Here is a 24,301-nt window from a genome sequence, read left to right as displayed (position 1 = left end):
AGCAGGCTCTTTTCCCGCTGGCCTGGAAAATGAACCGGCGCAGAACGAGCGCCGAAGATAAAGAGGATTTTCTGTGAAGAATATCAAAAAAATCACGCCGCAGGTCGGGCTGCGCCGGACGTTTCTGGTGGTGCTGGACGCGGCGCTGATCCTGTTCAGCTTTTATTTTGCGCTTCTGCTGCGGGCAGACGGAGCAGTGGAAGCTGCCTGGTGGCCCCACAACCGGGCCCTGCTGTATGAGAACCTGCCCTGGATCACGGCGCTCTATCTGATCAGCTTTCTGGTGGGCGGGCTGTACTCCATCTTGTGGAAGTACGCGGGCGAGCGCGACCTCATCCGTCTGGCGGGCATGATCGCAGTGCCCACGGCAGTGGTCTACTTCGTGAACCATGGCCTCATCCACGGCGTGCTGTTCAACTCCGCCAACTGTATGGCGGCGGTGCTCATCTTCCTGCTGGTGGGCGGCAGCCGTCTGGCATGGCGGCTGTTCCTGAACCACCCCATCGGCGAGCGGGTGCGCGGCGTTCCGTCCAAGGACCCCAATCGCCCGGTGATGATCGTAGGTGCAGGCGAAGCCGGTGCATGGGCCATCAACGTGTGCAAATCCAACGAGAGCTACGGCCACCCGGTCGCCGCTGTGGACGATGACCCGGCCAAGTTCGGCCAGACCATCCACGGCGTCCCGGTGCGGGGCACACTGGAGCAGATCCCGCAGGTCTGCGAGAGATACAACATCCACAGCATCATCATCGCCATTCCTACCCTGAAGGGCAGCAAGCTGAACCATGTCATCGATCTGTGCGTCAGCACCCATTGTGCGGTGCAGGTGCTCAGTGACCCGCAGCTGGTGGGCAGCGGTACACCGCAGCAGGGAGCCTTCCGCGAGTTGAACCCGGCGGACTTCCTTTCCCGCGAGGAAGTGACGCTGGATACCGATCAGATCTCCGGCTACCTCACCGGCAAGACCGTTCTGGTCACGGGCGGCGGCGGCTCCATCGGCAGCGAACTGTGCCGTCAGGTGATGCGCTTCAAGCCCGGCAAGCTGCTTATTTTTGATATCTACGAGAACTGCGCCTATGAGCTTTTGATGGAGCTGCAGCAGAAGTACGGCCGGGATATCCCGGTAACGGTGCTCATTGGCTCCATCCGCGATAAAAAGCGTCTGGATGAGGTTTTTGAAACATATCATCCCACTGTGGTGTTCCATGCGGCAGCACACAAGCATGTGCCGCTGATGGAGGTCAGCCCTGCAGAAGCGGTCAAGAACAATGTTCTGGGCACCAAAAATCTGCTGGTGAGCGCCAGCGAACACGACGTGGAACGGTTCGTGCAGCTTTCCACCGATAAGGCTGTGAACCCCACCAGTGTGATGGGCTGTACCAAGCGCATCTGCGAAATGCTCATCCAGACCTTTGCGGGCAACACGGATATGAAGTGTGTGGCTGTGCGTTTTGGCAATGTGCTGGGCAGCCACGGCAGCGTCATTCCGCTGTTTGAGGCCCAGATCAAAAAAGGCGGGCCTGTCACCCTGACGGATCCCAACATTGAGCGCTACTTTATGACCATTCCGGAAGCGGCCCAGCTGGTGCTGCAGGCTGGTGCGCTGGCCGAAAGCGGCAATATCTATGTGCTGGACATGGGCGAGCCGGTCAAGATCATGGATCTTGCCAAGCAGCTCATCCGCTTTTACGGCTATGAGCCGGGCGTGAATATGGAGATCAAGATCGTGGGTCTGCGTCCGGGCGAGAAGCTCTACGAAGAATTGATGATGGACGAGGAGCAGGATAAGATGCGCCGCACCCAGCACAACAAGATCTTCGTTGCGCCGCCGAAGGACATCGACCTGGCCCGGTTCTACGTGCAGCTGCAGGATCTGAGCGCGGCAGCGGCCCACAACGACGAGGGTGTGGTGCAGCAGCTGGCAAAGATGATCCCGACCTTCACCCCCACCCGCGGCAACCTCAAGACCTGATACCGCACCGACGTGTCGGTGACACTATAAAATGTGAGGGAAGTATATTATGGAAAAGAAACCGTTTCTGACCGAGGCGATGGCACAGGAGATCATTCAGGATGTGCCCACGCCGTTCCATGTCTACGATGAGAAGGGCATCCGTGAAAATGCCCGCCGCATCAACAAGGCATTCAGCTGGAACAAAGGCTTCAAGGAGTATTTTGCCGTCAAGGCTCTGCCGAACCCTGTCATCCTGCAGATCCTCAAGGAGGAGGGCTGCGGCGTGGACTGCTCGTCCCTGACTGAGCTGATGCTCAGCGAGGTGTGTGGCTTCTCCGGCAGCGATATCATGTTCTCCTCCAACCAGACTCCCGTGGAAGATATGAAGAAGGCCTACGAGCTGGGCGCTTATATCAATCTGGACGATGCCACCATGGTGGAATTTCTGGAGCGTGTCGCCGGTGTGCCGGAGAACATCTTCTGCCGCTATAACCCGGGCGGCACCTTCAGTCTGGGCGAGAGCGAAGAGGGCTTTCAGGTCATGGACAAGCCCGGCGATGCCAAGTACGGCATGACCGAGGAGCAGATGATCGAAAGCTACAAGAAGCTGGCCGCCAAGGGTGCCAAGAACTTCGGCATCCACGCTTTCCTTGCTTCCAATACCATTTCCGATGAGTATTACCCGGAGCTGGCAGGTATCCTGTTCCAGCTGGCTGTCCGGGTGCAGAAGGCCACCGGTGTGCACATCGGTTATATCAACCTGTCCGGCGGTGTGGGCATCCCGTACCGCCCGGAGCAGACCGAGAACGATATCATGGCCATCGGCGAGGGTGTGCGCAAGAAGTTTGAGGAAATTCTGGTGCCCGCAGGCATGGGCGATGTGGCCATCTTTACTGAGATGGGCCGCTTTACCACCGGCCCCTACGGCGCACTGGTGGCAACTGCCATCCATGAAAAGCACATCTATAAGGAATACATCGGTCTGGATGCCTGCGCAGCCAACCTGATGCGCCCGGCCATGTACGGCGCTTACCACCACATCACTGTGCTGGGTAAGGAAAATGAGCCTTGCAACCATATGTACGATGTGGTGGGCGGTCTGTGCGAGAACAACGACAAGTTTGCCATTGACCGGATGCTGCCCAAGATCGACATTGGCGATATCATTTATATCCACGACACCGGTGCACACGGCTCTGCCATGGGCTACAACTACAACGGCAAGCTGCGCAGCGCCGAAGTGCTGCTGTGCGAGGATGGCACCCACCGTTTGATCCGCCGTGCCGAGACTCCGCGCGATTACTTTGCAACGCTGGATTTCCTGCCCCTGATGAAGCCGCTGTTCGAGGGCTACGACGACTAAACTGGAACGAGGTGCGCTATGTTTTTCGGATTTCAACTGACCTGCGGTCTGATGATGGTATTCTACGGCTATTCGGTCATGAAAAATCCCCGTGTCTGGGGAGATCAGGGCCGCCGTGCCGTCAAAGCGGAGCACTTTGAGGAATACTGCCGCCAGAACGGCCTGTTCTTTTTGAAGGCAGGCTGCATCATGTCGGTCATCGCCGCGCTGGACGCCCTGTTCACGCTGGATGCCCTGCTGTACGCTCTGCTGTACCTCTTCGGTCTGGCCTTCGCGTTCTATCCGCTGGTCAAATGGTGCCGCGAGAACGAGGGTTTCTCCTGGCCCTGGCCCCGCGTCGAAAGCGAGAAAAAGCGCATCCGGAAACTCCGCGCAGAGCAGGAGCAGCAGAAATCGAAGACGGAAGAAAAGTGAACCCGACCGTCTGAATCAAAGCAAAAGCCCCTGGTTTTGTACGAATAAGCGTAAGAATCAAGCAGTATCAATCCCCAAAACAAAAGCATGTGCAACAGATTTTCTCGAAAATCAGAAATTTTCGATGGATTTGTGATGCACATGCTTTTTTTGAATTGTTTGATGAGATGCTTGGGTTTTGAAAATGGCTGCTGCACTTTCGGCTAAAACGATGTGCAGCAGCCCCGGACGAACGAATGCAGGACGGAGAGGGTTTCTTTTACAAAATCACGTTCTTGATGAGCAGCGAGACGCTGCCGTCGGGGTCATGGAGAAACTCCACTTCCGACTCGGAGGACAGGATCTCAGTGGGAATCTTCACCTCAATGCCGTTGGCGGTGTGGATGCTGCGGCTCTCCATGCGGCGGATGCGCGCAGGGGTCACGGTCACGGGCTGCTCGAACTGCTCAATGACATCGCTCTTCTCCACGTAGTCGTCGAAAGGGACAGCGGCCAGCGGGTATTCCTCGGCCAGCTGGCGGCGCACCTGCTCCACCGAGACCTGGTTGTCGTTGTCGGCGGCCTGGTTTGCAATGAGCATGGCGACCTGTGCCTCGGCGTGGGGCTCATCCTGGTAGGCGTCCATCACGGCCTGCACGGCGGCTTCCTGAATGGCCTGCAGCTTTTTCTTTTCCGGCTGGGCGGTGGTGTACTGGAACACTACCGTGGAAAGGTAAAAATCCTTGTGGCCGTCGATGTCGAACTTTTTTTCCAGCAGCTTCATGGAGTAGTCGGTCAGATTGACAAGGGCACCTTCCTCCACCTTGCCGCTCTGGCTGGGCAGGCAGGCCCGCTGCTGGATGATGGAGTTCACCGGGGCACCCTCCACATTCTCGGTGTAGTGGGTGTAGCCGTTTTTGTAGTTCAACTTCAGGATGCCCAGCCACGGCTCACCATCGCGGGTAAAATCCACCACGGCAAGGTCTGCCCCCGGAATGGTGGTGTGCGCGTGCATGTAGTCGAACAGAACGCCCGCGATGCGGCAGGAGAGGTCCACAAAATCGTGGTTGTGCTCCAGCTCGTTTTTAAAGGCAGAATCCGGCAGCGGGCGGCACTGGCGGATATCGTCGCTTGCAAGCAGCTTTTCGATGTGGTACTGGAAATAGGCGGTCTTTTCGGCGGTCATTTCCATGCCGCTTCCGCTGAGTACAGGCGCATCCATGGTGGTGTCCAGCACGTGCAGAATGGCCTGATGAATGATGATCTCCATGGGGATACCTCGTTTCAAAGGATGATTTCAGGATTCTGCTCCAGTATACCACAACCCACTCCGGATTGCGAGAGGAAAACCCGCTTGTCAAAGCCCGCCGGGGGTGCTACAATGGAACCAACGACCACGCTGAAAGGGGATAGAACTATGGAATTTCGGGACAAGCCCATGCAGAACCTCATTCGCATCAAGGAGAAGGAGATCTGCAAGAATGTGCAGGCGCTTTTGCTGGACGGCGAGACCATCGTGGGCGCATACAAGACCGTGCGCGACCAGGCGGTCTTTACCTCGCACCGCATCTTTCTGGTGGATATGCAGGGGGTCACCGGTACTCGGCAGGAGATCTTTGTCCTGCCGTACCGCAAAGTGCTGCACTTCGGCGTCCAGACCGCAGGCTTCGGCGACCCGCTCCAGACCTCTGAGCTGACGGTCTGCTTCGCGGATGAGCACGAGGCAAAGTTCGGGTTCATCGGGCAGGACGAGCTGCTGAATGTGGCCCGCGCCATCAGCCGGTGCATCCTGTAACACCACACAAAAACGCAGCGCGCCCGCTCCGGCTTCTGACCCCGGAGCGGGCGCGCTGCGTTTGCTGTAATATGCGAATAACGGAGAATGGCGAACGATCAGCCGGCCACACGGTCCATCCGGCCTGCCTCCAGCATGTAGCGCAGGAAGCCGGTCACGTCGGCGGGGTCGGTCACGGTGATGTCAAAGCCCTTTCTGGGGGCGTCCATCATCCGGAGGATGGAGGATGCGGTGGCATCCTCTTTCAGGTCACAGGTCTTGCCGTTGTCCAGATGCAGCAGCACACTGCCGTGGCTGGCGGAAACCTGACGCATGAAACGGTCTTTATCAAAATATTCGATACGAAGCATAAAAATACCTCCTGTCAGAAAATTGTTTATTTGCACGCCGTCTTCCGGGTGAGCTGCTCGTGCATGACGATCATCAGGATCAGCAGCGCCAGCAGATACACGGGGAAGAGGGCAGGGGCAACGTTGTTTGCCAGCAGGCCGAACAGCGGCGGCATGGCCAGATTGCCCAAATAGGCGCTTGCCATCTGGATGCCGATGACCGCCTGCGATCTGTCCGCGCCGAAGTGTTCCGGCGTGGAGTGGATGATGCTGGGATAGATGGGCGCACAGCCCAGCCCCACGAGGACGAGGCCGGCCAGCGAGAGCGCCTGCGGCCCCGGCAGAAGCAGGGCGGCCACACCCACGGCCAGAACGGTCTGCCCCAGACGGATCATCTGGGTGTCGTTGAACCGGAGGGTGACGAAGCCGCAGAAGCCGCGCCCCACCGTGATGCCCAGATAGAACAGGCCCGCAAAGGCAGCGGCCGTGTCGGCCGGGACGCCCTTGCTCAGTGTGAGGTAGCTGCTGGCCCACAGGCCCGCCGTCGTTTCGAGGCCACAGTAGCAGAAGAAGCACAGCATCACTTCCTGCGCACCGGGGATGGCCAGGATCTGGGGCAGCGTCAGCGGCCTGGCCGGGGTGCCGTCCGCAGTCTCGGCGGCCGGGCGGCCTTTCCAGAGCGGCAGGCTCAGCACCAGAACGGCTGTGATGCCGACCTGGATGAGGGCTACGATGCGGTAGCCGCCGTTCCAGCCCTGCCCGCCGGTCAGGGCCAGGCTCATCAGCACCGGGCTGATCATGGTGCCGATGCCCCACATGCAGTGCAGCCAGCTCATGTGGCGGCTTTTATAATGTAAGGCAACATAGTTGTTCAGGGCCGCGTCCACGCTGCCTGCACCCAGCCCATAGGGCACGGCCCACAGGCAGAGCATCCAGAACGCGCTCGCCGCCGAGAAGCCGAACAGCGCGGCAGCTGTCATGGCCACACTGAGGGCGGTCACTTTTCCGGTACCCAGCGCACGGGTGAGCCGGTCGCTGTTCAGGCTGGAAACAATGGTCCCACAGGAGATGATCATCGAGACGATGCCTGCGTAGGATACCGGCACCCCGAAAGCGGGGTAGAGGTTCGGCCAGGCGGAGCCGAGAAGCGAATCCGGCAGGCCGAGGCTGATGAATGCCAGGTAGATGACCGGCAGAAGAAGCTGTGCCATGGGTTGTGTTCCTCCCGTTTCGGTGTTATACTGGACTTGCGGCCTCTGATGAAATAATACCACGAAACCAGCGGCTGTGGTAGGAGAAAATCTGAAGTTTTGTACAACAAAACCGGCATTGATAAAAAATGTTCAAAGATTTGCGGAAAGGAACTGGTCAATATGGCATATCGAACGAGCTGTGCAACAATCGTCCATGAGGGTGGCATCCACTGCGAGACGGACATCGTGGCCGACGCCGAAGGGCGCGAGCTGGTGCAGCACGGCAGCGCACTGTTTCCTATTGCCTGCTACGCCGAAGACCTGGCCAGCTACTCGGTAGCATGGCATTGGCATGAAGAGTTTGAATACATCCTCACCATACAGGGCCCCCTCCATGTGGATGTGAACAAGACCCGCCTGACGCTGCAGACCGGGCAGGGCGTCTTCCTCAATTCGGGGGCGCTGCACTCGGTGGAGCAGGCGGAGGGCACCGCTCTGCTCCACTCCGGCGTCTTCCAGCCCCGGCTGGTGGGCGGCATGGATACCATCTTCTGGCAAAAGCTCGTACACCCGCTGCTTCAGCCGGGAGCACCGGCGTTCTTTCTGCTGGACGAGGCGGTGCCCTGGCAGAAACAGGTACTCGTCTTCCTGCGGGACGCCTGGAAAGAGGTGGCGGACGAGCCGTTCGACTACGAGAACCGGGTGCGGTATCATCTCTCGGCGGCGCTGCGGCTGCTGAGCACCCAGTGCGTGGGCGGCAAGACCAAGGTCTCGGAGCAGGAGCAGATCGCCTCGGAGCGGATGAAGCGGATGCTCCGCTACGTGGAGGAGCACTACGCTGAGGAGCTGACGGTGGAGAAGATCGCGGCCTGCGTGGCCCTGAGTGAGAGCGCCTGCCTGCGCAGCTTCCGGCAACTGCTGGGGATCACACCCATCCAGTATGTCAAGCAGTACCGCATTGAAAAGGCCGCCGAGCTGCTGCTTTCCACCAGCATGAAGATCGGCGAGATCGGTCTGGAATGCGGGTTCTCGGACGGCAGCTACTTTATTAAAACGTTCCGGGAGATCAAGCACTGCACCCCCCGCGAATACCGCACAAAATTCTGTTGAGATCTGGAAGAGGAAAAAAATCGGAAGACAATGTGTGCATAACCAAACAGCCGGGAGGCGTTCCGAAACGGAAGCCTCCCGGCTGTTATGGTTCAGAGGGTCTTATTGCAAAAGACTGCTGGAATCGGTGCCGCCGACCGTCAGGCGGGCCTGGATCCCGTTGTGCGTCCAGAGGATGTCGGCTTCATCGACCCCAAGATTCAGAAGTGCGTCGATGGAGACCGAAGTCGGACGGTACAGCAGTGTGCAGAAACGGATGGTTTCTACCCCCTGCGCTTTGAGCGTCCGGAGCGTATCCATGGTGAGATGTGCGGTGGCCACAATGCTGTTGACGCGAATGGTAAGGACCTTGCCTTGGACATTCTGTGTGCAGCTGTGCGTGATTTGCTTTCCCAGTGCATTGGTGACGGAAAGCCCCTCTACCGTAACGAGATACTCTGCATCCGAGGCGGTCAGCTCTTCGGCCGGAGCGGAAGTCGAGACCGCACCCGACGGCTCAGAGGGCTGCTCCGGGTTAGGATTCTCCGGGTTGGGGTTAGGTTTCTCCGGGTCGGGTTTCTCCGGCTCCGGCTTTTCCGGTTCAGTGGGCTTGTCACCCTCTTGGGTAAGATCCACACCGTCCGAATCTTTTCGTGTGATAACAGCACCTACTGGCAAACCGGCAAACTTCTTTTCTTGGAGCGGTGTATCGCCAATGGCAATTGCATCGCCCTTGGCAATGCTTCCGCCTGCGGTGGCATCAATGGTCACTTTGCCTTCAATGGTAATATCAGACTTTACCTCAGTAGCACCGTCAGCAACACTGCCGCTGCCGATGGCCGCAGCACCGGGAAGAGAACCATCGCTAGCTCCACCGCCGGTGGCAGTGATATCGGGCGAACCAGCTTCGGTGCTCTTGATGGAAACTTTGTTTCTGGTATCCTCGGTGTCGGGTTGTGTTTCTGCGCCGCCACCGATACCGGCAGCACCAGCGCCGCCCTGTGCATTTTCGATGGTGACATTGCCCTCGATGGTCACGTCACCAGTGCCAAGAGCACCGCCGCCGATACCGGCACCTTCTTCACCGCCGGTGGCGTTTCCGATTTGAGCGTTGCCTCTAATGATTACATTGCCGATGCCAATGAAACCGCCACCAATACCGGAACCACCAGAGCCACTTTTTGCATTTTCGATTCTAGCGTTTCCTTCGATGGTCACATTGCCGACAGAGGGAACGAGGGCACCATAACTAGTTGTGCCTTGGCCGCTGCCGATGCCAGCGCCGTTTCCGCTACTTTCCGCATTTTCAATGACTGCATCACCTCTGATGATGATCTCGCTGTCACCACGGGTGCCACTGCCGATGCCGGCTCCAGCTGCACCGCCCTGTGCGTTTTTGATGACGGCAGCACCTTCAATGGTCACTGTGCCCAGACCCTGAAAGCCGCTGCCGATGCCAGCAGCCATATAGCCACCAGAGGCTTCGGTGATGGTGCCGCCGCTGATGGTGACAGTGCCATTTCCTCCAATGAGGGTGCCAGATGGTTTCGGTTTCGCGCCATAACCGCCACCAATACCGGCACCATAGCGGCCCGTAGCCTTTGCGGTAATATCGCCGTCGGTAACTGTGACAGTACCATTGCCGTAGGCACCGCCGCCAATACCGGCACCCAGACTGCCGCCCGTAGCGGTGATCGTACCGCCGGAAATTGTCACATCGCCGTCACCGCCGACGGCGTCCGTGTCACCGGCACCGCCGCCAATACCGGCACCCCCATTACCACCCGTGGCAGTGATCTCACCGCCCGTAATGGTCACTTGGCCGTCGTGTTCGTCACTGCCGCCGATGCCAGCACTGTGGTAACCACCCGTGGCAGTCAAACTGCCAGTAGTATCGGACGCACTTCCCTTTGCGGAGCCATCATCATTCTTTTCGTCCTGAATCGTCAGCGTGCCGCTGTCGTCGGTCTTGTTATGCTCCAGACCGGCGTGGCCATATCCGCTTGTCAGCGTGTTGTTGCCGTTCAGCTCGATGTTCGTATTGCCGCTGCCGGTCACATCCACAGCGGCCTGGGCTGTCGAGCTGGCGTTGATCTCCACATTTTCCAAGGTGACATGGGCCGTCTGGTCTTTGTCTGCGTCGATGGTGACCGTGTTCCCCGTGCTTGTGCCGGTGATGGTGATGTTGTTGTCCGGACGATCTTTGATGTCTCCGTCGCTGTCGCTGACGTATTCTTTTTGTTCCCCATTCATAAACCACTGGCTGATGAGCTGGCCGCTTTCCGTAGCGTGGATATCAATGGAGCCGCTGTCAATATCATACGTAGCAGCAAAAGCAGGAAGGGCCATGCCGGTCATCATGGCACAGGCGAGAGCGAGAGCTGCGATCCGTTGTGCGGCAATGCGGGGAGGGGGAGATGCCTTTTTCTTGCCGAAAGGCACCGGAACATGCCCCAGGACGCGCATGGCGAGTCTGCGATAAGAGACCATTGAGAATACCTCCTATTACATATATTCTATAGTATATTGGAACCGGACAGGGCGGTGCGCCACCGTCCCTTCCAACTCGTACCACAACATGGATTGGGGAACCAGAAAACAGAGGTTGCTTGCTAAGCTAAATATAGCATGGGGGAGGGGAAACACGCAAGACGTTTCTGCGTGAATGGGGGTGTTTCCTGCGTGAAACATGGGAAAATTCCAGAAATTCCCTTTTTGCGATAGCTCACGCAAGCAACGTCGAGCCGGATGCTTTTTGGGCAGAAAGGGCGAGGCGGCAGAAAAACGGGCCGGAACAAAACAGCAGGAGGCATGAAAAAGAACTGCAAAAACGGAAAAAACCGGCCGCAGAATCTTGACGAATGAAGACGAACATGATAGAATAAAAAAGTAGTCAGGGAGCCGCACGAACGGTGGCTGGACTGTGATGCAAGATCTACTGAATTGAATATTCTCGGCAAAGCAGTCGAAAGGCTGTGACGCAAAGCTATAGGGCCTGTAAAATGGCAGCCAGTTGCTTCTCAAATCGGGCACGATGTGTACCCGTCTTTTGAGTGACCTTCATCTGAACAACAGGTGTCGATTTGCCGAGTTTGCCTTGGCAAATCGACACCTTTTTCATTTCATGGGGGTCACGCAAAAGAGGAATGCCCGATGGAGGAAACCGGCGAGGGCGAGAACCTCGGCTGGGGCCACCAGTGGGTGCAGCTCTTCGTCTGAGCGAGGGCGCTTTCAAAATGACATCTCCGTGCTTCAAATAAATCCGGGGAAGGCCCGACACGAGCAATGCTTGTGCCGGGCTTTTTCTTTCCCCGGATTTATGGTATACTGTTTTGCAAGGAACACAACAAACAGGAGGAGTCAGCGTGGAGGATTACCGCACCATCCATGGCACGGCCACAGGAGAATACGAAGAAAAGAAGAGCCGCTTCATTGCGGCGCTGTCATTTGCGGACAGCGAAGAAGCTGCCGTTGCATTTCTGGAACAGGTGCGTGCGGCCAACCGCACCGCCCGCCACAATGTGTATGCCTACCGCCTGCGGGAAGGCAACCGGGAACGCTATTCAGATGATGGTGAACCGGCCAAGACGGCGGGCACACCAGCGCTGGAGGTGCTGCAGCACAGCGGCCTGACGGATCTGATCGTGGTGGTGACCCGTTACTTTGGCGGTGTGCTGCTGGGCACCGGCGGCTTGGTGCGTGCATACACCACGGCTACGGCCCGTGCACTGGAAAATGCCGAGGTGGTCACGGTGCGCAGCGTGGTGGAGCTGGAAGTGACGGTGGACTACGCACTCTACGAGCGGGCCGCGCTGCTTATCCACGCCGCCGGGGCCAAACTCGCCGACCCGCAGTTCACGGATCGCGTGACCCTGTGCTGGCAGATGCCGGAACACACCGAAGGCCCGCTGCTGGAACAGCTGCGGGAGCTGACGCGGGGCGGGGCCGAGGTGAGCGTCTCGCAGCCGTTCTACGCGCCGTTCTGATGCCCCTCTCCGTCTCGCATTCGCTCGTCCGCTCCCCCGAAGTGGGAGCCATGGGCAGTCGGATGGGCTGCATGGCCGCTGCGCTCTGGGCGCAGCAGCACCGAGAGATTTTTATTTTTATAGGATAATTTTGGACAGGACAGGAAGATTCCCCCTTCGACAGAGCAATTCTGCTACAATAGCTGCGGGCGCAGCTGCGCTGGGAAGGGGGCAGGAACCAGCATGAAAGTGAGGGATACCGGATGGATGTACGCCAGCGTACCGAAGAAATCGAGCGGCTGACCTTTGCCCCCTGGGCGACCTTCAGCGATGCAAGCCGGGGCCGGGCCCGGCCGGAACCGCAGGACCCCATCCGCCCGGTGTTCCAGCGCGACCGGGACCGCGTGATCCACTGCAAGGCGTTCCGCCGCCTCAAGCAGAAAACGCAGGTCTTCCTCTCGCCGGAGGGAGACCTGTACCGCACCCGACTGACCCATACGCTGGAGGTCTCGCAGATCGCGCGGACCATTGCCCGCGCCCTGCGGCTGAACGAAGATCTGACCGAAGCGATCAGCCTTGCCCATGATCTGGGCCACACGCCGTTTGGCCATGCCGGGGAGCGCGCGCTGAATGAGCTGTGCCCGGACGGCTTCAAGCACTACATGCAGAGCCTGCGTGTGGTGGACAAGCTGGAAAAGGACGGCCGGGGCCTGAACCTGACGTGGGAGGTGCGCAACGGCATCGTGACCCACACAAAGGGCACCTGGGCGGCAACGCCGGAAGGGCGCATCGTGCGCATGGCGGATCAGATCGCCTATGTGAACCACGACATTGAGGACGCGGTGCGCGCCGGTGTGCTGGACCCAGCTACCCTGCCGAAAGAATGCACCGCCGTGCTGGGCGAAACGAAATCCCAGCGCATCACGACCATGATCCAGAGCATCCTCGCCCACAGCGACGGTGATGTGGCCATGGGCGCAGAGGAAAACGAAGCCTTCCTTGCGCTGCGGGATTTCATGTATGCCAATGTCTACAACGACCGCACCGCCAAGCGCGAAGAGCAGAAAGTGGAAAAGGTCCTCACGGAACTGTACGAATACTACCTGACCCACATCGACCAGATGTCCAATTTCTATTTGCAGCTGGCCTATCAGGAGGGCCGTGACCGCGCCGTGACCGATTACATCAGTGGCATGAGCGATGAATTTGCCATCCGCACTTTTGAGGAATTGTTTGTGCCCCGGAAGTGGCACGTGTTATAAAAGGAAGCAGGAAAAAAGATCCATGATCCCACACGAATACATTGAAGAACTGACCCGCCGCACCGACATTGTGGAGCTGGTGGGCAGCTATGTGCAGCTCAAGCGCAAGGGACGTTTGTATGGCGGCCTGTGCCCCTTCCACAGCGAAAAATCGCCTTCATTCTACGTCTACCCGGACACCCAGAGCTTTTACTGCTTTGGCTGCGGCGCAGGCGGCGATGCCATTACCTTTACGAAAAAGATCAACAGCATCGATTACCCGGAGGCCGTTAAGTTGCTGGCAGCGCGGGCCGGTATGCCGGAGCCGCAGGAGGACGACAAAACAGGCCGGATGCGCAGCCGCATCCTCTCCATGAACAAGGAGGCGGCACGGTTTTTCCACGCCTGCCTGAACTCCACCGTGGAGGAAGCCCGGCAGGCCCGTGCCTACTGGCGGCGGCGCGGTCTGGACGACAAGACGATCGTCCGGTTCGGGCTGGGCTATGCGCCCAACGACGGACAGGCGCTGTATCAGTTCCTGCGCGATAAGGGCTACAATCAGCAGGAGCTGGATGCCAGCGGCCTGTTCAAGCGCAGTGCGTCCGGCCGCATCTACTGCCTGTTCTGGAAGCGGGTGATGACCCCCATCTTTGACCTGCGCGGCAACATCATTGCGTTTGGTGGGCGCGTGCTGGACGATTCCAAACCGAAATATGTCAACAGCCCGGAAACGCTGGTGTACCACAAATCAGAGACGGTGTTTGCGCTGCAGATCGCAAAAAAGAGCGCGGTGCGCCGGTTCGTGCTGTGCGAGGGCTACATGGACGTGATCAGTATGCATCAGGCAGGCATCGACACAGCAGTGTGCGCCTGCGGCACGGCCCTGACCCCGGAGCAGGTGCGGCTCATCAGCGAGTATGCTGACGAGGTGATCCTGAGCTACGATTCGGACGAAGCAGGCCAGAAGGCCACGCTGCGCTCGCTGGAACTGTTCCGCAACAGCCCGGTAAAGGTGGGCGTGCTGCAGATCCCCGGTGCAAAGGACCCGGACGAGTACATCAAGCGCTATGGTGCCGACCGTTTCCGCGCCCTGCTGGACGGCGTAGGCAACGCGCTGGATTTCCGGCTCAAGCGCCTGCGGGATCAATACGACCTGACCCAGGACGCCCAGCGGCTCGAATACATCCGCGATGCCGTGGATCTGTTGGCCGAGCGCTCCAACCCTACCGAGCAGGAAGTGTATGCGGGGCGTCTGGCTGAGGAGACCAACATCTCCAAAACAGCTATCATGACCCAGCTGGGCACTGCCGTCAAAAAAGCGGGCAGCAAGCGACGGCGGGAGGAGAACCGCTCCCGCCTGCACTCCGGTGAGATGGATCAGATCAATGTTCCTTACAGCGCAGGCGGCTCGCAGGCGCTGGGTGTGGCCTCGGCTGAGCAGCGACTGCTGGCGGCCATGCTGCGGGAGCCAAGCTACATCCCCAGGGTGCGGGCCGCACTGCCGGCGGAAAAGTTCCTCCTGCCCCAGCAGAAGGAGCTGTATCAGGCCATGCTGGACTGCCAGGCGCAGGGCATCGAGGTCAGCCTTTCCACCCTGCGCGGCTTTGTGCAGAGCGAAGAAGCGCTGAATGAACTGAGCCATCTTGCGGCACAATACAGCGATGTCAACTGTACCACCGAGGATATCAACTTTTATCTGGAACGCATCGCCCGCGGCACCCCGATCGCGAAGAAGGCGGCCCAGATGTCCAATGAAGACTTAGAGCAGTATCTCCAGTCGATGCGCGAAAAGAAGCAGGGAACTCTCCCTGCAGAAGACTGAGAGCTCCCTTTCCTCCCGGCTGGAGCTGGAAGGAGAAGGAATCATGCGGAAATTGTCGCAGACGGAAGAACTTGCAAAGATTTTGGCGAGCCGTGCCCGGCACCACCTTCTGACACCGGAGCAGATCAGCCGTGCCATGGACGAACAGGATTACGATGTCGCCGGGCTGGACGCGCTGTATGAGGCGCTGGAGGCCCGCGGCATCCGGGTGGAGGAAGAGGACGCCGACCTCCCGCTGCTGGACGATGCCCAGATCGGCAGGCTGGAACATGAGCTTTCGGCAGAGGGGGTGGCGCTGGACGACCCGGTAAAGGCCTATTTGAAGGAGATCGGCCGGGTGCCGCTCCTCTCGGCAGAAGAGGAACAGACGCTGGCCCGCGCCGCCAGAGCAGGGGATGCGGACGCCCGCCGACGCCTCAGCGAAGCGAACCTGCGGCTGGTGGTGTCGGTGGCAAAGCGCTATGCAGGGCGGGGCCTGCCGTTTCTGGATCTCATTCAGGAAGGCAATCTCGGTCTGATGAAGGCGGCGGAAAAGTTTGAGCCGGAGCGCGGCTTCAAATTTTCTACCTATGCCACGTGGTGGATCCGTCAGTCCATCACCCGCGCCATTGCAGATCAGGGGAGGACCATCCGCATCCCGGTGCATCTGGTAGAGCACATCAACCGGGTCCGGAAGACGGCAGGGGAGCTGCTGCGGAAAAATGGCCGGGAGCCTACTGCGGAAGAGATCGCTGTTCAGCTGGACATGGAGCCGGACCGTGTGCGGGAATTGCTGCAGCTGGCGCAGGACCCCATCAGCCTGGAAACGCCGGTGGGCGAGGAAGAGGATGCCCACCTTGAAGATTTTATTCAGGACGAGGATGCAGGCGTCCCGGTGGATGAAGCCGGGCGGCAGCTGCTCCGCCGGGAGTTGATGAGCGTGCTCAAGAGTCTGACGCCCCGCGAAGAGCGGGTGATCACGCTCCGCTTCGGCCTCGACGACGGCCGGCCCCGCACTCTGGAAGAGCTGGGTAAGGAGTTCAACGTCACGCGGGAGCGCATCCGCCAGATCGAGGCAAAAGCCCTCCGCAAGCTCCGCCATCCCAGCCGGGCCAAACGGCTGCGGGATTATCTGGAATAAAGCTCCCGAAGGGGCACCCAGTACGCCGGGTGCCCCTTTCGTCTGCCCGGAAGCACAAGAGCAAACCTGTACAAAATGCACAAGGGTGTTTTTGGTGAGAACGTGCAAAACTCAAAAAGCAATACCAAAAACGCACAAAGTGGACACGGAACCGTGTGTTCTACAAAAGCGGGGGCTTGACAAAAAAATCGGCCCGAAATGGGAAAAATGGCTTGACAGCAAGGCTTTTAGGGTGTATACTGCATTAGTATCACATAATGGACTAGTGCGCCAAAAAGGGAGCTTCGGTTCGGTCAGCCCAAGGGGCAGGCACGAAAAGTTTGTAAAAAACGCCGAACTTCCTCTGAGGATACGGGTCGAATTATGTGTGTCTGCTCAAATTTGACCCGTGTATACGACATCCCGTAGAGTATAAAAGTAAGGAGTGGTTGATTTTATGATGAAAGTCAAGCCCGTAAAGCTCGGCAAAACCGAGCGCATGAGCTTCTCCCACATCGACGAAGTCATCAGTATGCCGAACCTGATCGAGGTCCAGAAGAACTCTTATCAGTGGTTCCTGGACGAGGGCCTGAAAGAGGTCTTCCACGATATCGGCACCATTGAGGACTACACCGGCAATCTGGCACTGAGCTTTGTGGACTTCCGCCTGGATAAGGAGCCGAAGTACAGCATCAAGGAGTGCAAGGAGCGCGACGTGACCTATGCAGCACCCCTGCGCGTCACCGCCCGTCTGCTGAACAAGGAGACCGGCGAAGTGAAGGATCAGGAGATCTTCATGGGCGATTTCCCGCTGATGACCGATGCCGGCACCTTTGTGATCAACGGTGCAGAGCGTGCTATCGTCAGCCAGCTGGTGCGTTCTCCCGGCGTGTTCTACGGCGATGCCAAGGATAAGGTGGGCAACGACCTGTACAGCGCCACCATGAACCCCAACCGTGGTGCATGGCTGGAGTACGAGACCGATGCTTCCGATGTGTTCTATGTCCGTATCGATAAGAACCGCAAGCTGCCTGTCACCGTGCTGTGCCGTGCACTGGGCCTGTCCACCAACGAGGACATCCTGAACTTCTTTGGCGACGATGAGCGCATCCTCGCTACTCTGGAAAAGGATACCACCAAGAATCAGGAAGAGGGCCTGCTGGAAGTCTACCGCAAGCTGCGCCCCGGCGAGCCTCCCACGGTGGAGTCTGCTACCAGCCAGATCAACATGCTGTTCTTCGACCCGCGCCGTTATGACCTGTCTCGTTTCGGCCGTTATAAGATGAACAAGAAGCTGTCTCTGGCACGCCGCATCACCGGTCAGGTGGCTGCTGAGAATGTGGTCGCTCCGCTCACCGGCGAGATCCTGATCGAGGCTGGTGCCAAGATCACCCGCGAGCTGGCTGAGAAGGCTGACAATGCCGGTGTGAATCTGGTCGTGCTGAAGCTCGACGATCCCATGAAGGAAGAGAGCCGGAAGATCAAGGTCATCACCAACGGCTGTGTGGATGCACAGGGCTTCTTCTCCTTCGACGTGAAGGAGTGCGGCATCAACGAGCGCTGCTCCTTCGATGAGATCAAGAAGATCCTCGACACCACCTCTGATGTGGAAGAGCAGAAGGAGATGCTGCGCCGCAACCACGACCAGCTGATCGGCCGCACCGTTACGGTCGCCGATATTCTGGCTTCCATCAACTACCTGAACGGTCTGGGCCACAATATTGGCACCACCGATGATATCGACCATCTGGGCAACCGCCGCATCCGCAGCGTGGGCGAGCTGCTGCAGAACCAGTTCCGCATCGGCTTCTCCCGCATGGAGCGCGTCATCCGTGAGCGCATGACCCTGCAGAGCCAGGATCAGAGCGTCATCACCCCGCAGGCCCTCATCAACATCCGTCCGGTGGTGGCAGCCATCAAGGAGTTCTTCGGTTCTTCTCCGCTGTCCCAGTTCATGGATCAGAACAACCCGCTGGCTGAGCTGACCCACAAGCGCCGCCTGTCTGCTCTGGGCCCCGGCGGTCTGAGCCGTGACCGCGCAGGTTTCGAGGTCCGCGACGTTCACTACAGCCACTACGGCCGTATGTGCCCCATCGAGACTCCTGAAGGCCCCAACATCGGTCTGATCTCCTATTTGGCATCTTACGCCAAGATCAACGAGTACGGCTTTGTGGAAGCTCCGTACCGCAAGGTCAAGAAGATCTATGACGAGAACGGCAACCTGAAGGAACAGGTCGTCACCGACGAGGTCGAGTATATGACCGCTGACGTCGAGGACGAGTACGTTGTGGCACAGGCCAACGAGCCGCTGGATGAGGGCAAGCACTTCATCCGTCCCCGCGTTTCTGCCCGCCGCCGCGACGAGATCCTTGAAATTGATGCAGAGAAAGTCGATTACATGGACGTTTCTCCGCGAATGATGGTCTCTGTTGCTACCGCCTGCATCCCCTTCCTGGAGAACGATGACTGTAACCGTGCTCTGATGGGTTCCAACATGCAGCGTCAGGCAGTGCCTCTGATGGTCACCCAGCAGCCCATCGTTGCTACCGGTATGGAGTACAAGGCTGCTACCGACTCCGGCACCGCTGTTCTGGCAAAGAATGACGGTATCGTTGAGAAGATGGATGCCGACCATGTTGTTGTGCGCAACAACAAGGGCGAGCTGGAGGATTATCCTCTGGTCAAGTTCGCACGCTCCAACGCAGGCACCTGCATCAACCAGCGTCCCATCGTGGAGGTCGGCGAGAGCGTCAAGGCCGGTCAGGTGCTGGCCGACGGCCCTGCAATGCGCAACGGCGAAATTTCTCTGGGTAAGAACGCTCTGATCGGCTTCATGACCTGGGAAGGCTACAACTACGAGGATGCCGTTCTGCTGAACGAGAAGATCGTGCGCGAGGACGTGTACACCTCCATTCATATTGAAGAGTACGAGACCGAGAGCCGCGACACCAAGCTGGGACCCGAAGAGATCACCCGTGATATCCCCAACGTTTCTGAGGATGCACTGAAGGATCTGGACGAGCGCGGCATCATCCGCATCGGTGCCGAGGTCAAGAGCGGCGACATTCTGGTCGGTAAGGTCACCCCGAAGGGCGAGACCGAGCTGACCGCTGAAGAGCGCCTGCTGCGCGCCATCTTCGGCGAGAAGGCACGCGAAGTGCGTGATACTTCTCTGCGCGTGCCCCATGGTGCATACGGCATCATCGTGGACGTCAAGGTGTTCACCCCGGAGAACAGCGACGAACTGCAGCCCGGCGTGCGCGAGGTCGTCCGCTGCTATATTGCCCAGAAGCGCAAGATCAGCGTTGGCGATAAGATGGCAGGCCGTCACGGCAACAAGGGTGTCGTTTCCCGCATTCTGCCGCAGGAGGACATGCCCTACCTGCCCGACGGCACCCCGCTGGACATCGTGCTGAACCCCCTGGGCGTGCCTTCCCGTATGAACATCGGTCAGGTGCTGGAAGTCAACCTGGGCTACGCTGCCAAGGCATGCGGCATCAAGGTCATGACTCCCGTCTTCGACTCTGCTCGTGAGAACGACATCGGCGATACCTTTGATACCGCCCGCGAGATGTGGCATGGCGAGAATGCTCCTGCATATCCCACGAAGCTCCCCAAGATCATGGGCGAGAAGGGACACATCATCGACTTCTCCAAGATCGAGCTGGACCGCGATGGCAAGACCACCGTTTACGATGGCCGCACCGGCGAAAAGTTCGATAACCGCGTTACCGTCGGTTATATGTACTACCTGAAGCTGCATCACCTGGTCGATGATAAGATCCATGCACGTTCTACCGGCCCCTACTCTCTGGTCACTCAGCAGCCTCTGGGCGGCAAGGCCCAGTTCGGCGGCCAGCGCTTTGGCGAAATGGAAGTCTGGGCACTGGAAGCTTACGGCGCTGCTTACACTCTGCAGGAGATCCTGACCGTCAAGTCCGACGACGTGGAGGGCCGTGTGAAGACCTACGAGGCCATCGTTAAGGGTGAGCCGATCCCGCAGCCCGGCATCCCCGAGTCCTTCCGCGTTATGCTGAAGGAACTGCAGTCTCTGGGTCTGGACGTTGTTGTTCAGGACAAGGACGGCAACGAGATCGACATGCGTCAGAACTTCGACGACGAAGAGACCGGCTTTGATATGCGCGATGTTGCCGGCACTGAGAACGTCGTGCAGGAGAGCGAACTGCTCAACGATTATAATATTAAGGATGCCGATGCCGGTTTCGATGATCCTTCTGTGCTGGAGGACAATAACTCCGGTGCCGAAGCTCCCGCTTCTTCTGACGAAGTAGATTTCTGATCAGACAAAGAACACAAGCCTTAAGCCCCCTGTTCCGCGTGCTGCGGCAGGGGAGAGGGGCCTGTGGTCTGAACAAGAAAGCCGCCTGTATCATCGAGACAACTAGAGATTAAGAAAGGGTTCGTTTCATGGAAAACAACGTTTTCGATTCCATCAAGATCGGCCTTGCCTCCCCGGAGCAGATCCGCAACTGGAGCTACGGCGAGGTCAAAAAGCCTGAGACCATCAACTACCGTACCCTGAAGCCGGAGCGCGACGGCTTGTACTGTGAACGCATTTTTGGACCTACCAAGGACTGGGAGTGCCACTGCGGTAAGTATAAGCGCATCCGCTACAAGGGCAAGATCTGCGACCGCTGCGGCGTTGAAGTGACCAAGGCTAAGGTCCGCCGTGAGCGCATGGGCCACATTGAGCTGGCCGCTCCCGTCAGCCACATCTGGTACTTCAAGGGCATCCCCAGCCGCATCGGCCTGATGCTGGACATCAGCCCCCGCCTGCTGGAGAAGGTGCTGTACTTTGCAAGCTATATCGTCACTGATCCGGGCGCTACCCGTCTGGAAAAGAAGCAGCTGCTCACCGAGAGCGAGTATCGTGAGATGCGCGACCACTACGGTGATGAGTTCGAGGCTGCTATGGGCGCTGAGGCCATTCAGGATCTGCTGAAGGAGATCGATCTGGATCAGCTGAGTGAAGAGCTGACTGCCGAGGTGGAAAAGTCCTCCGGCCAGAAGCGCGTGCGCATCCTCAAGCGTCTGGAAGTAGTTGAGGCATTCCGCATTTCCGGCAACCGTCCTGAATGGATGGTCATGGATGTGCTGCCTGTTCTGCCGCCTGACCTGCGCCCCATGGTCCAGCTGGACGGCGGCCGTTTTGCCACCTCCGACCTGAACGACCTGTACCGCCGCGTGATCAACCGCAACAACCGTCTGCGCCGTCTGCTGGAGCTGGGCGCTCCCGACATCATCGTGCGCAACGAGAAGCGTATGCTGCAGGAAGCAGTGGACAGCCTGATCGACAACGGCCGCCGCGGCCGTCCGGTCACCGGCCCCAACAACCGCGCACTGAAGAGCCTTTCCGATATGCTGAAGGGCAAGCAGGGCCGCTTCCGTCAGAACCTGCTGGGCAAGCGTGTTGACTACTCCGGTCGTTCCGTTATCGTCGTCGGCCCTGAGCTGAAGATGGACCAGTGCGGTCTGCCCAAGGAAATGGCTCTGGAGCTGTTCAAGCCCTTTGTCATGAAGGATCTGGTGGAGAAGGGTATTGCCAACAACATCAAGTCCGCCCGCAAGATGGTGGAGCGCGCTAAGCCCGAAGTGTGGGACAGCCTGGAGACCGTGATCAAGGGCCACCCCGTTCTGCTGAACCGTGCACCTACCCTGCACCGTCTGGGCATTCAGGCTTTCAACCCGGTGCTGGTGGAGGGCCGTGCAATCAAGCTGCACCCGCTGGCATGTACCGCATTCAACGCCGACTTCGACGGCGACCAGATGGCAGTGCATCTGCCTCTGGGCGAGGATGCCTGCCGTGAGGCCAAGATGCTGATGCTGGCTTCCGGCAACCTGCTGAAGCCCTCTGACGGCGCACCTGTTACCGTGCCTACGCAGGATATGATCCTGGGCAGCTACTACCTGACCACCGTTCGTGAAAATGACGAGGGCGCAGGCAAGGTGTTCCGCGATGAGAACGAAGCCCTGATGGCTTATGCAGAGCACATCGTTACCCTGCACGCACCCATCAAGGTGCGCCGCACCATGACCATTGACGGCGTGGAGCGCACCGGTCTGGTGGAAACCACCGTCGGCCGCATCATCTTCAATAACCCTGTTCCTCAGAATCTGGGTTATATCGACCGTACTGATCCCGAGCACTGGCTGGAGTACGAGGTCAGCTTCCGCGTGACCAAGAAGACTCTGCCCGACATCATTTCCCGCTGCATGACCCGCAACGGCACCCGCAAGTGTGCAAAGATGCTGGATGCCATCAAGGCGCAGGGCTACAAGTACTCCACTCTGTCTGCGATCTCCGTTGCTGTGTGCGACGCTGTGATCCCGCCGCAGAAGCAGGAACTGATCGCTGAGGCTGACCAGCAGATCGCAAAGGTCGGCAAGCTGTTCAACCGCGGCCTGATCTCCGACAACGAGCGTTACAACCAGACCATCGCCATCTGGCAGGCTACCACCGATAAGGTCTCCAAGGCTCTGGCAGACAACCTGCCCAAGGACAACGAGATCTATATGATGGCTGACTCCGGTGCTCGTGGTTCTATGAACCAGATCAAGCAGCTGGCCGGTATGCGCGGCCTGCTGGCAAACACCGCTGGCCACACCATCGAGATGCCCATTCGTGCCAACTACCGTGAAGGTCTGAATATTCTGGAATATTTCGTTTCTGCCCGTGGCGCCCGTAAGGGTCTGGCCGATACCGCTCTGCGTACCGCTGACTCCGGTTACCTGACCCGCCGCATGGTCGATGTCTCTCAGGATGTCATTGTGCGCGAGATCGACTGCGGCACCACCGACGGCCTGTGGGTGTCTGAGATCCACGAGGGCAAGGAGAAGATCGAGAGCTTCCGCGAGCGCTTGATCGGCCGCTTCGCTGTGGGCGATGTGGTCAACCCCGTCACCGGCAAGGTGATCGTGCCGGAAGGCAAGATGATCGACCTGTACGATGCAAACGAGATCGAGGCTGCTGGCATTACCAAGCTGAAGATCCGCAGCCTGCTGACCTGCCGTGCAAAGACCGGTGTCTGCGCACGCTGCTATGGTTCCGATATGGCAAACGGCGAGCCGGTCCGTCTGGGCGAGTCTGTCGGCGTTATCGCCGCAGAGTCCATCGGCGAGCCTGGTACTCAGCTGACCATGCGTACCTTCCATACCGGCGGTATCGCATCTGCTGAAGATATCACGCAGGGTCTTCCCCGTGTTGAAGAGCTGTTCGAGAGCCGCCGTCCCAAGAGCATGGCCATCATGAGCGAGATCTCTGGTGTCGTTTCTCAGGACGATACCAAGAAGAATGTCGTTATCAAGGTGACCGGCAAGGACGAGAACGGTGCCGAGGTCGTAAAGAGCTACTCCATCCCGTTCACCCAGCATTCCCGCGTGATGCCGGGCGACCGTGTGGAGAAGGGCGACATCATCACCCGTGAAGGTGTTCTGTATCCGCAGGATATTCTGGCAATCAAGGGTCTGGAGGATGTCCAGAACTACCTGATCAACGAAGTTCAGAAGGTCTACCGTCTGCAGGGCGTTGAGATCAACGATAAGCATATCGAAGTCATCGTCCGTCAGATGTGCCGCAAGGTGCGCGTGACTGATTCCGGTTCTTCCAACCTGATCGGCGGTGCACTGGCAAGCCGTCTGGAAGTGGAGAGCATCAACGCCGATCTGCAGCAGCGCATCGACGCTGGTGAAGAGGGCCTGAAGCTGGTTGAGTACCAGCAGGTGCTGCTGGGCATCACCAAGGCTGCTCTGGCAAACGACTCCTTCCTGTCCGCTGCATCCTTCCAGGAGACCACCCGCGTGCTGACCGAAGCTGCCATCAAGGGCAAGGTCGACCCGCTGGCCGGCCTGAAGGAGAACGTCATCATTGGTAAGCTGATCCCCGCAGGTACTGGTCTGCCGGAAGTCCGTGAGGATCTGAAGAACCGTGAGGCTGAGCGCGACGAGGCTGTCGCTGCTGAGATGGCTGCTGCAAACGAGCAGTAAGCGCCCGGAACTGAAATTCAAGCACTGCAATTGCCGCCCTGTGGGGATCGCCCC

General features: G+C 58.7%; 15 protein-coding genes and 1 riboswitch. Of the genes, 11 read left to right on the top strand and 4 right to left on the bottom strand.

Features of this window, described 5'->3' with window-relative positions:
• The first annotated feature begins 73 nt into the window (after positions 1-73).
• Genes ACNQFG_RS12290 through ACNQFG_RS12280 form a run of 3 tightly spaced genes read left to right on the top strand, consistent with a single transcriptional unit; the run spans position 74 to position 3,731 of the window.
• Positions 74-1,972, top strand: a complete 1,899-nt coding sequence (locus ACNQFG_RS12290) for a polysaccharide biosynthesis protein (protein WP_423405115.1) — start codon at positions 74-76, stop codon at positions 1,970-1,972.
• 49 nt (positions 1,973-2,021) lie between these two features.
• Entirely contained in the window at positions 2,022-3,317 is a 1,296-nt protein-coding gene (locus ACNQFG_RS12285; protein WP_423405114.1) for a diaminopimelate decarboxylase, read from the top strand.
• Positions 3,318-3,335: 18 nt separating this feature from the next.
• Positions 3,336-3,731, top strand: coding sequence for a hypothetical protein (locus ACNQFG_RS12280; protein ID WP_423405113.1), 396 nt, complete (start codon positions 3,336-3,338; stop codon positions 3,729-3,731).
• A gap of 259 nt (positions 3,732-3,990) precedes the next feature.
• Here ACNQFG_RS12280 and ACNQFG_RS12275 read toward each other — a convergent pair whose 3' ends face one another.
• The gene (locus tag ACNQFG_RS12275) at positions 3,991-4,980 is read right to left on the bottom strand and encodes a nucleoid-associated protein (RefSeq protein ID WP_423405112.1); all 990 of its coding nucleotides are present in this window, start codon (positions 4,978-4,980) and stop codon (positions 3,991-3,993) included.
• Between the two features lie 111 nt (positions 4,981-5,091).
• On the opposite strand from ACNQFG_RS12275, the gene ACNQFG_RS12270 reads away from it, so the two are divergent.
• Positions 5,092-5,505 carry a PH domain-containing protein gene (locus ACNQFG_RS12270; protein ID WP_423405111.1) on the top strand — a complete coding sequence of 138 codons (414 nt, stop codon included), beginning with the start codon at positions 5,092-5,094 and terminating at the stop codon, positions 5,503-5,505.
• Positions 5,506-5,603: 98 nt separating this feature from the next.
• On the opposite strand, the gene ACNQFG_RS12265 is transcribed toward ACNQFG_RS12270, so the two are convergent.
• Both ACNQFG_RS12265 and ACNQFG_RS12260 read right to left on the bottom strand, forming a co-directional pair.
• Entirely contained in the window at positions 5,604-5,855 is a 252-nt protein-coding gene (locus ACNQFG_RS12265; protein ID WP_097792486.1) for a hypothetical protein, read from the bottom strand.
• A 26-nt stretch (positions 5,856-5,881) separates the two neighbouring features.
• Positions 5,882-7,045, bottom strand: coding sequence for an MFS transporter (locus ACNQFG_RS12260; protein WP_423405110.1), 1,164 nt, complete (start codon positions 7,043-7,045; stop codon positions 5,882-5,884).
• A 162-nt stretch (positions 7,046-7,207) separates the two neighbouring features.
• On the opposite strand from ACNQFG_RS12260, the gene ACNQFG_RS12255 reads away from it, so the two are divergent.
• Positions 7,208-8,137 carry an AraC family transcriptional regulator gene (locus ACNQFG_RS12255; protein WP_423405109.1) on the top strand — a complete coding sequence of 310 codons (930 nt, stop codon included), beginning with the start codon at positions 7,208-7,210 and terminating at the stop codon, positions 8,135-8,137.
• Positions 8,138-8,239: 102 nt separating this feature from the next.
• On the opposite strand, the gene ACNQFG_RS12250 is transcribed toward ACNQFG_RS12255, so the two are convergent.
• Positions 8,240-10,606 (bottom strand): hypothetical protein, encoded by a 2,367-nt coding sequence (locus ACNQFG_RS12250; protein ID WP_423405108.1) that lies wholly within the window; start codon positions 10,604-10,606, stop codon positions 8,240-8,242.
• A 455-nt stretch (positions 10,607-11,061) separates the two neighbouring features.
• Positions 11,062-11,137, top strand: a riboswitch (cyclic di-GMP riboswitch).
• 344 nt (positions 11,138-11,481) lie between these two features.
• Here ACNQFG_RS12250 and ACNQFG_RS12245 point away from each other — a divergent pair.
• The 6 genes from ACNQFG_RS12245 (at position 11,482) to rpoC (ending at position 24,247) form a co-directional block, all read left to right on the top strand.
• Entirely contained in the window at positions 11,482-12,102 is a 621-nt protein-coding gene (locus ACNQFG_RS12245) for an IMPACT family protein (protein WP_423405107.1), read from the top strand.
• A gap of 242 nt (positions 12,103-12,344) precedes the next feature.
• A complete protein-coding gene (locus ACNQFG_RS12240; protein WP_423405106.1) occupies positions 12,345-13,343 on the top strand; it encodes a deoxyguanosinetriphosphate triphosphohydrolase in 999 nt (332 codons plus the stop codon).
• 22 nt (positions 13,344-13,365) lie between these two features.
• Entirely contained in the window at positions 13,366-15,144 is a 1,779-nt protein-coding gene (gene dnaG / locus ACNQFG_RS12235) for a DNA primase (RefSeq protein ID WP_423405105.1), read from the top strand.
• Positions 15,145-15,187: 43 nt separating this feature from the next.
• The gene (rpoD, locus tag ACNQFG_RS12230) at positions 15,188-16,264 is read left to right on the top strand and encodes an RNA polymerase sigma factor RpoD (protein ID WP_423405104.1); all 1,077 of its coding nucleotides are present in this window, start codon (positions 15,188-15,190) and stop codon (positions 16,262-16,264) included.
• A gap of 436 nt (positions 16,265-16,700) precedes the next feature.
• Positions 16,701-20,543, top strand: a complete 3,843-nt coding sequence (locus ACNQFG_RS12225; RefSeq protein ID WP_097774836.1) for a DNA-directed RNA polymerase subunit beta — start codon at positions 16,701-16,703, stop codon at positions 20,541-20,543.
• A gap of 128 nt (positions 20,544-20,671) precedes the next feature.
• The gene (gene rpoC / locus ACNQFG_RS12220; RefSeq protein ID WP_423405103.1) at positions 20,672-24,247 is read left to right on the top strand and encodes a DNA-directed RNA polymerase subunit beta'; all 3,576 of its coding nucleotides are present in this window, start codon (positions 20,672-20,674) and stop codon (positions 24,245-24,247) included.
• The last annotated feature ends 54 nt before the right edge of the window (positions 24,248-24,301 follow it).

It is taken from the genome of Faecalibacterium prausnitzii (assembly GCF_049532945.1).
GTDB classification, from domain to species: domain Bacteria; phylum Bacillota; class Clostridia; order Oscillospirales; family Ruminococcaceae; genus Faecalibacterium; species Faecalibacterium prausnitzii_N.
The sequence above is the reverse complement of the archived record's forward strand: the minus strand, read 5'-3'. Positions and strand labels throughout refer to the sequence as shown.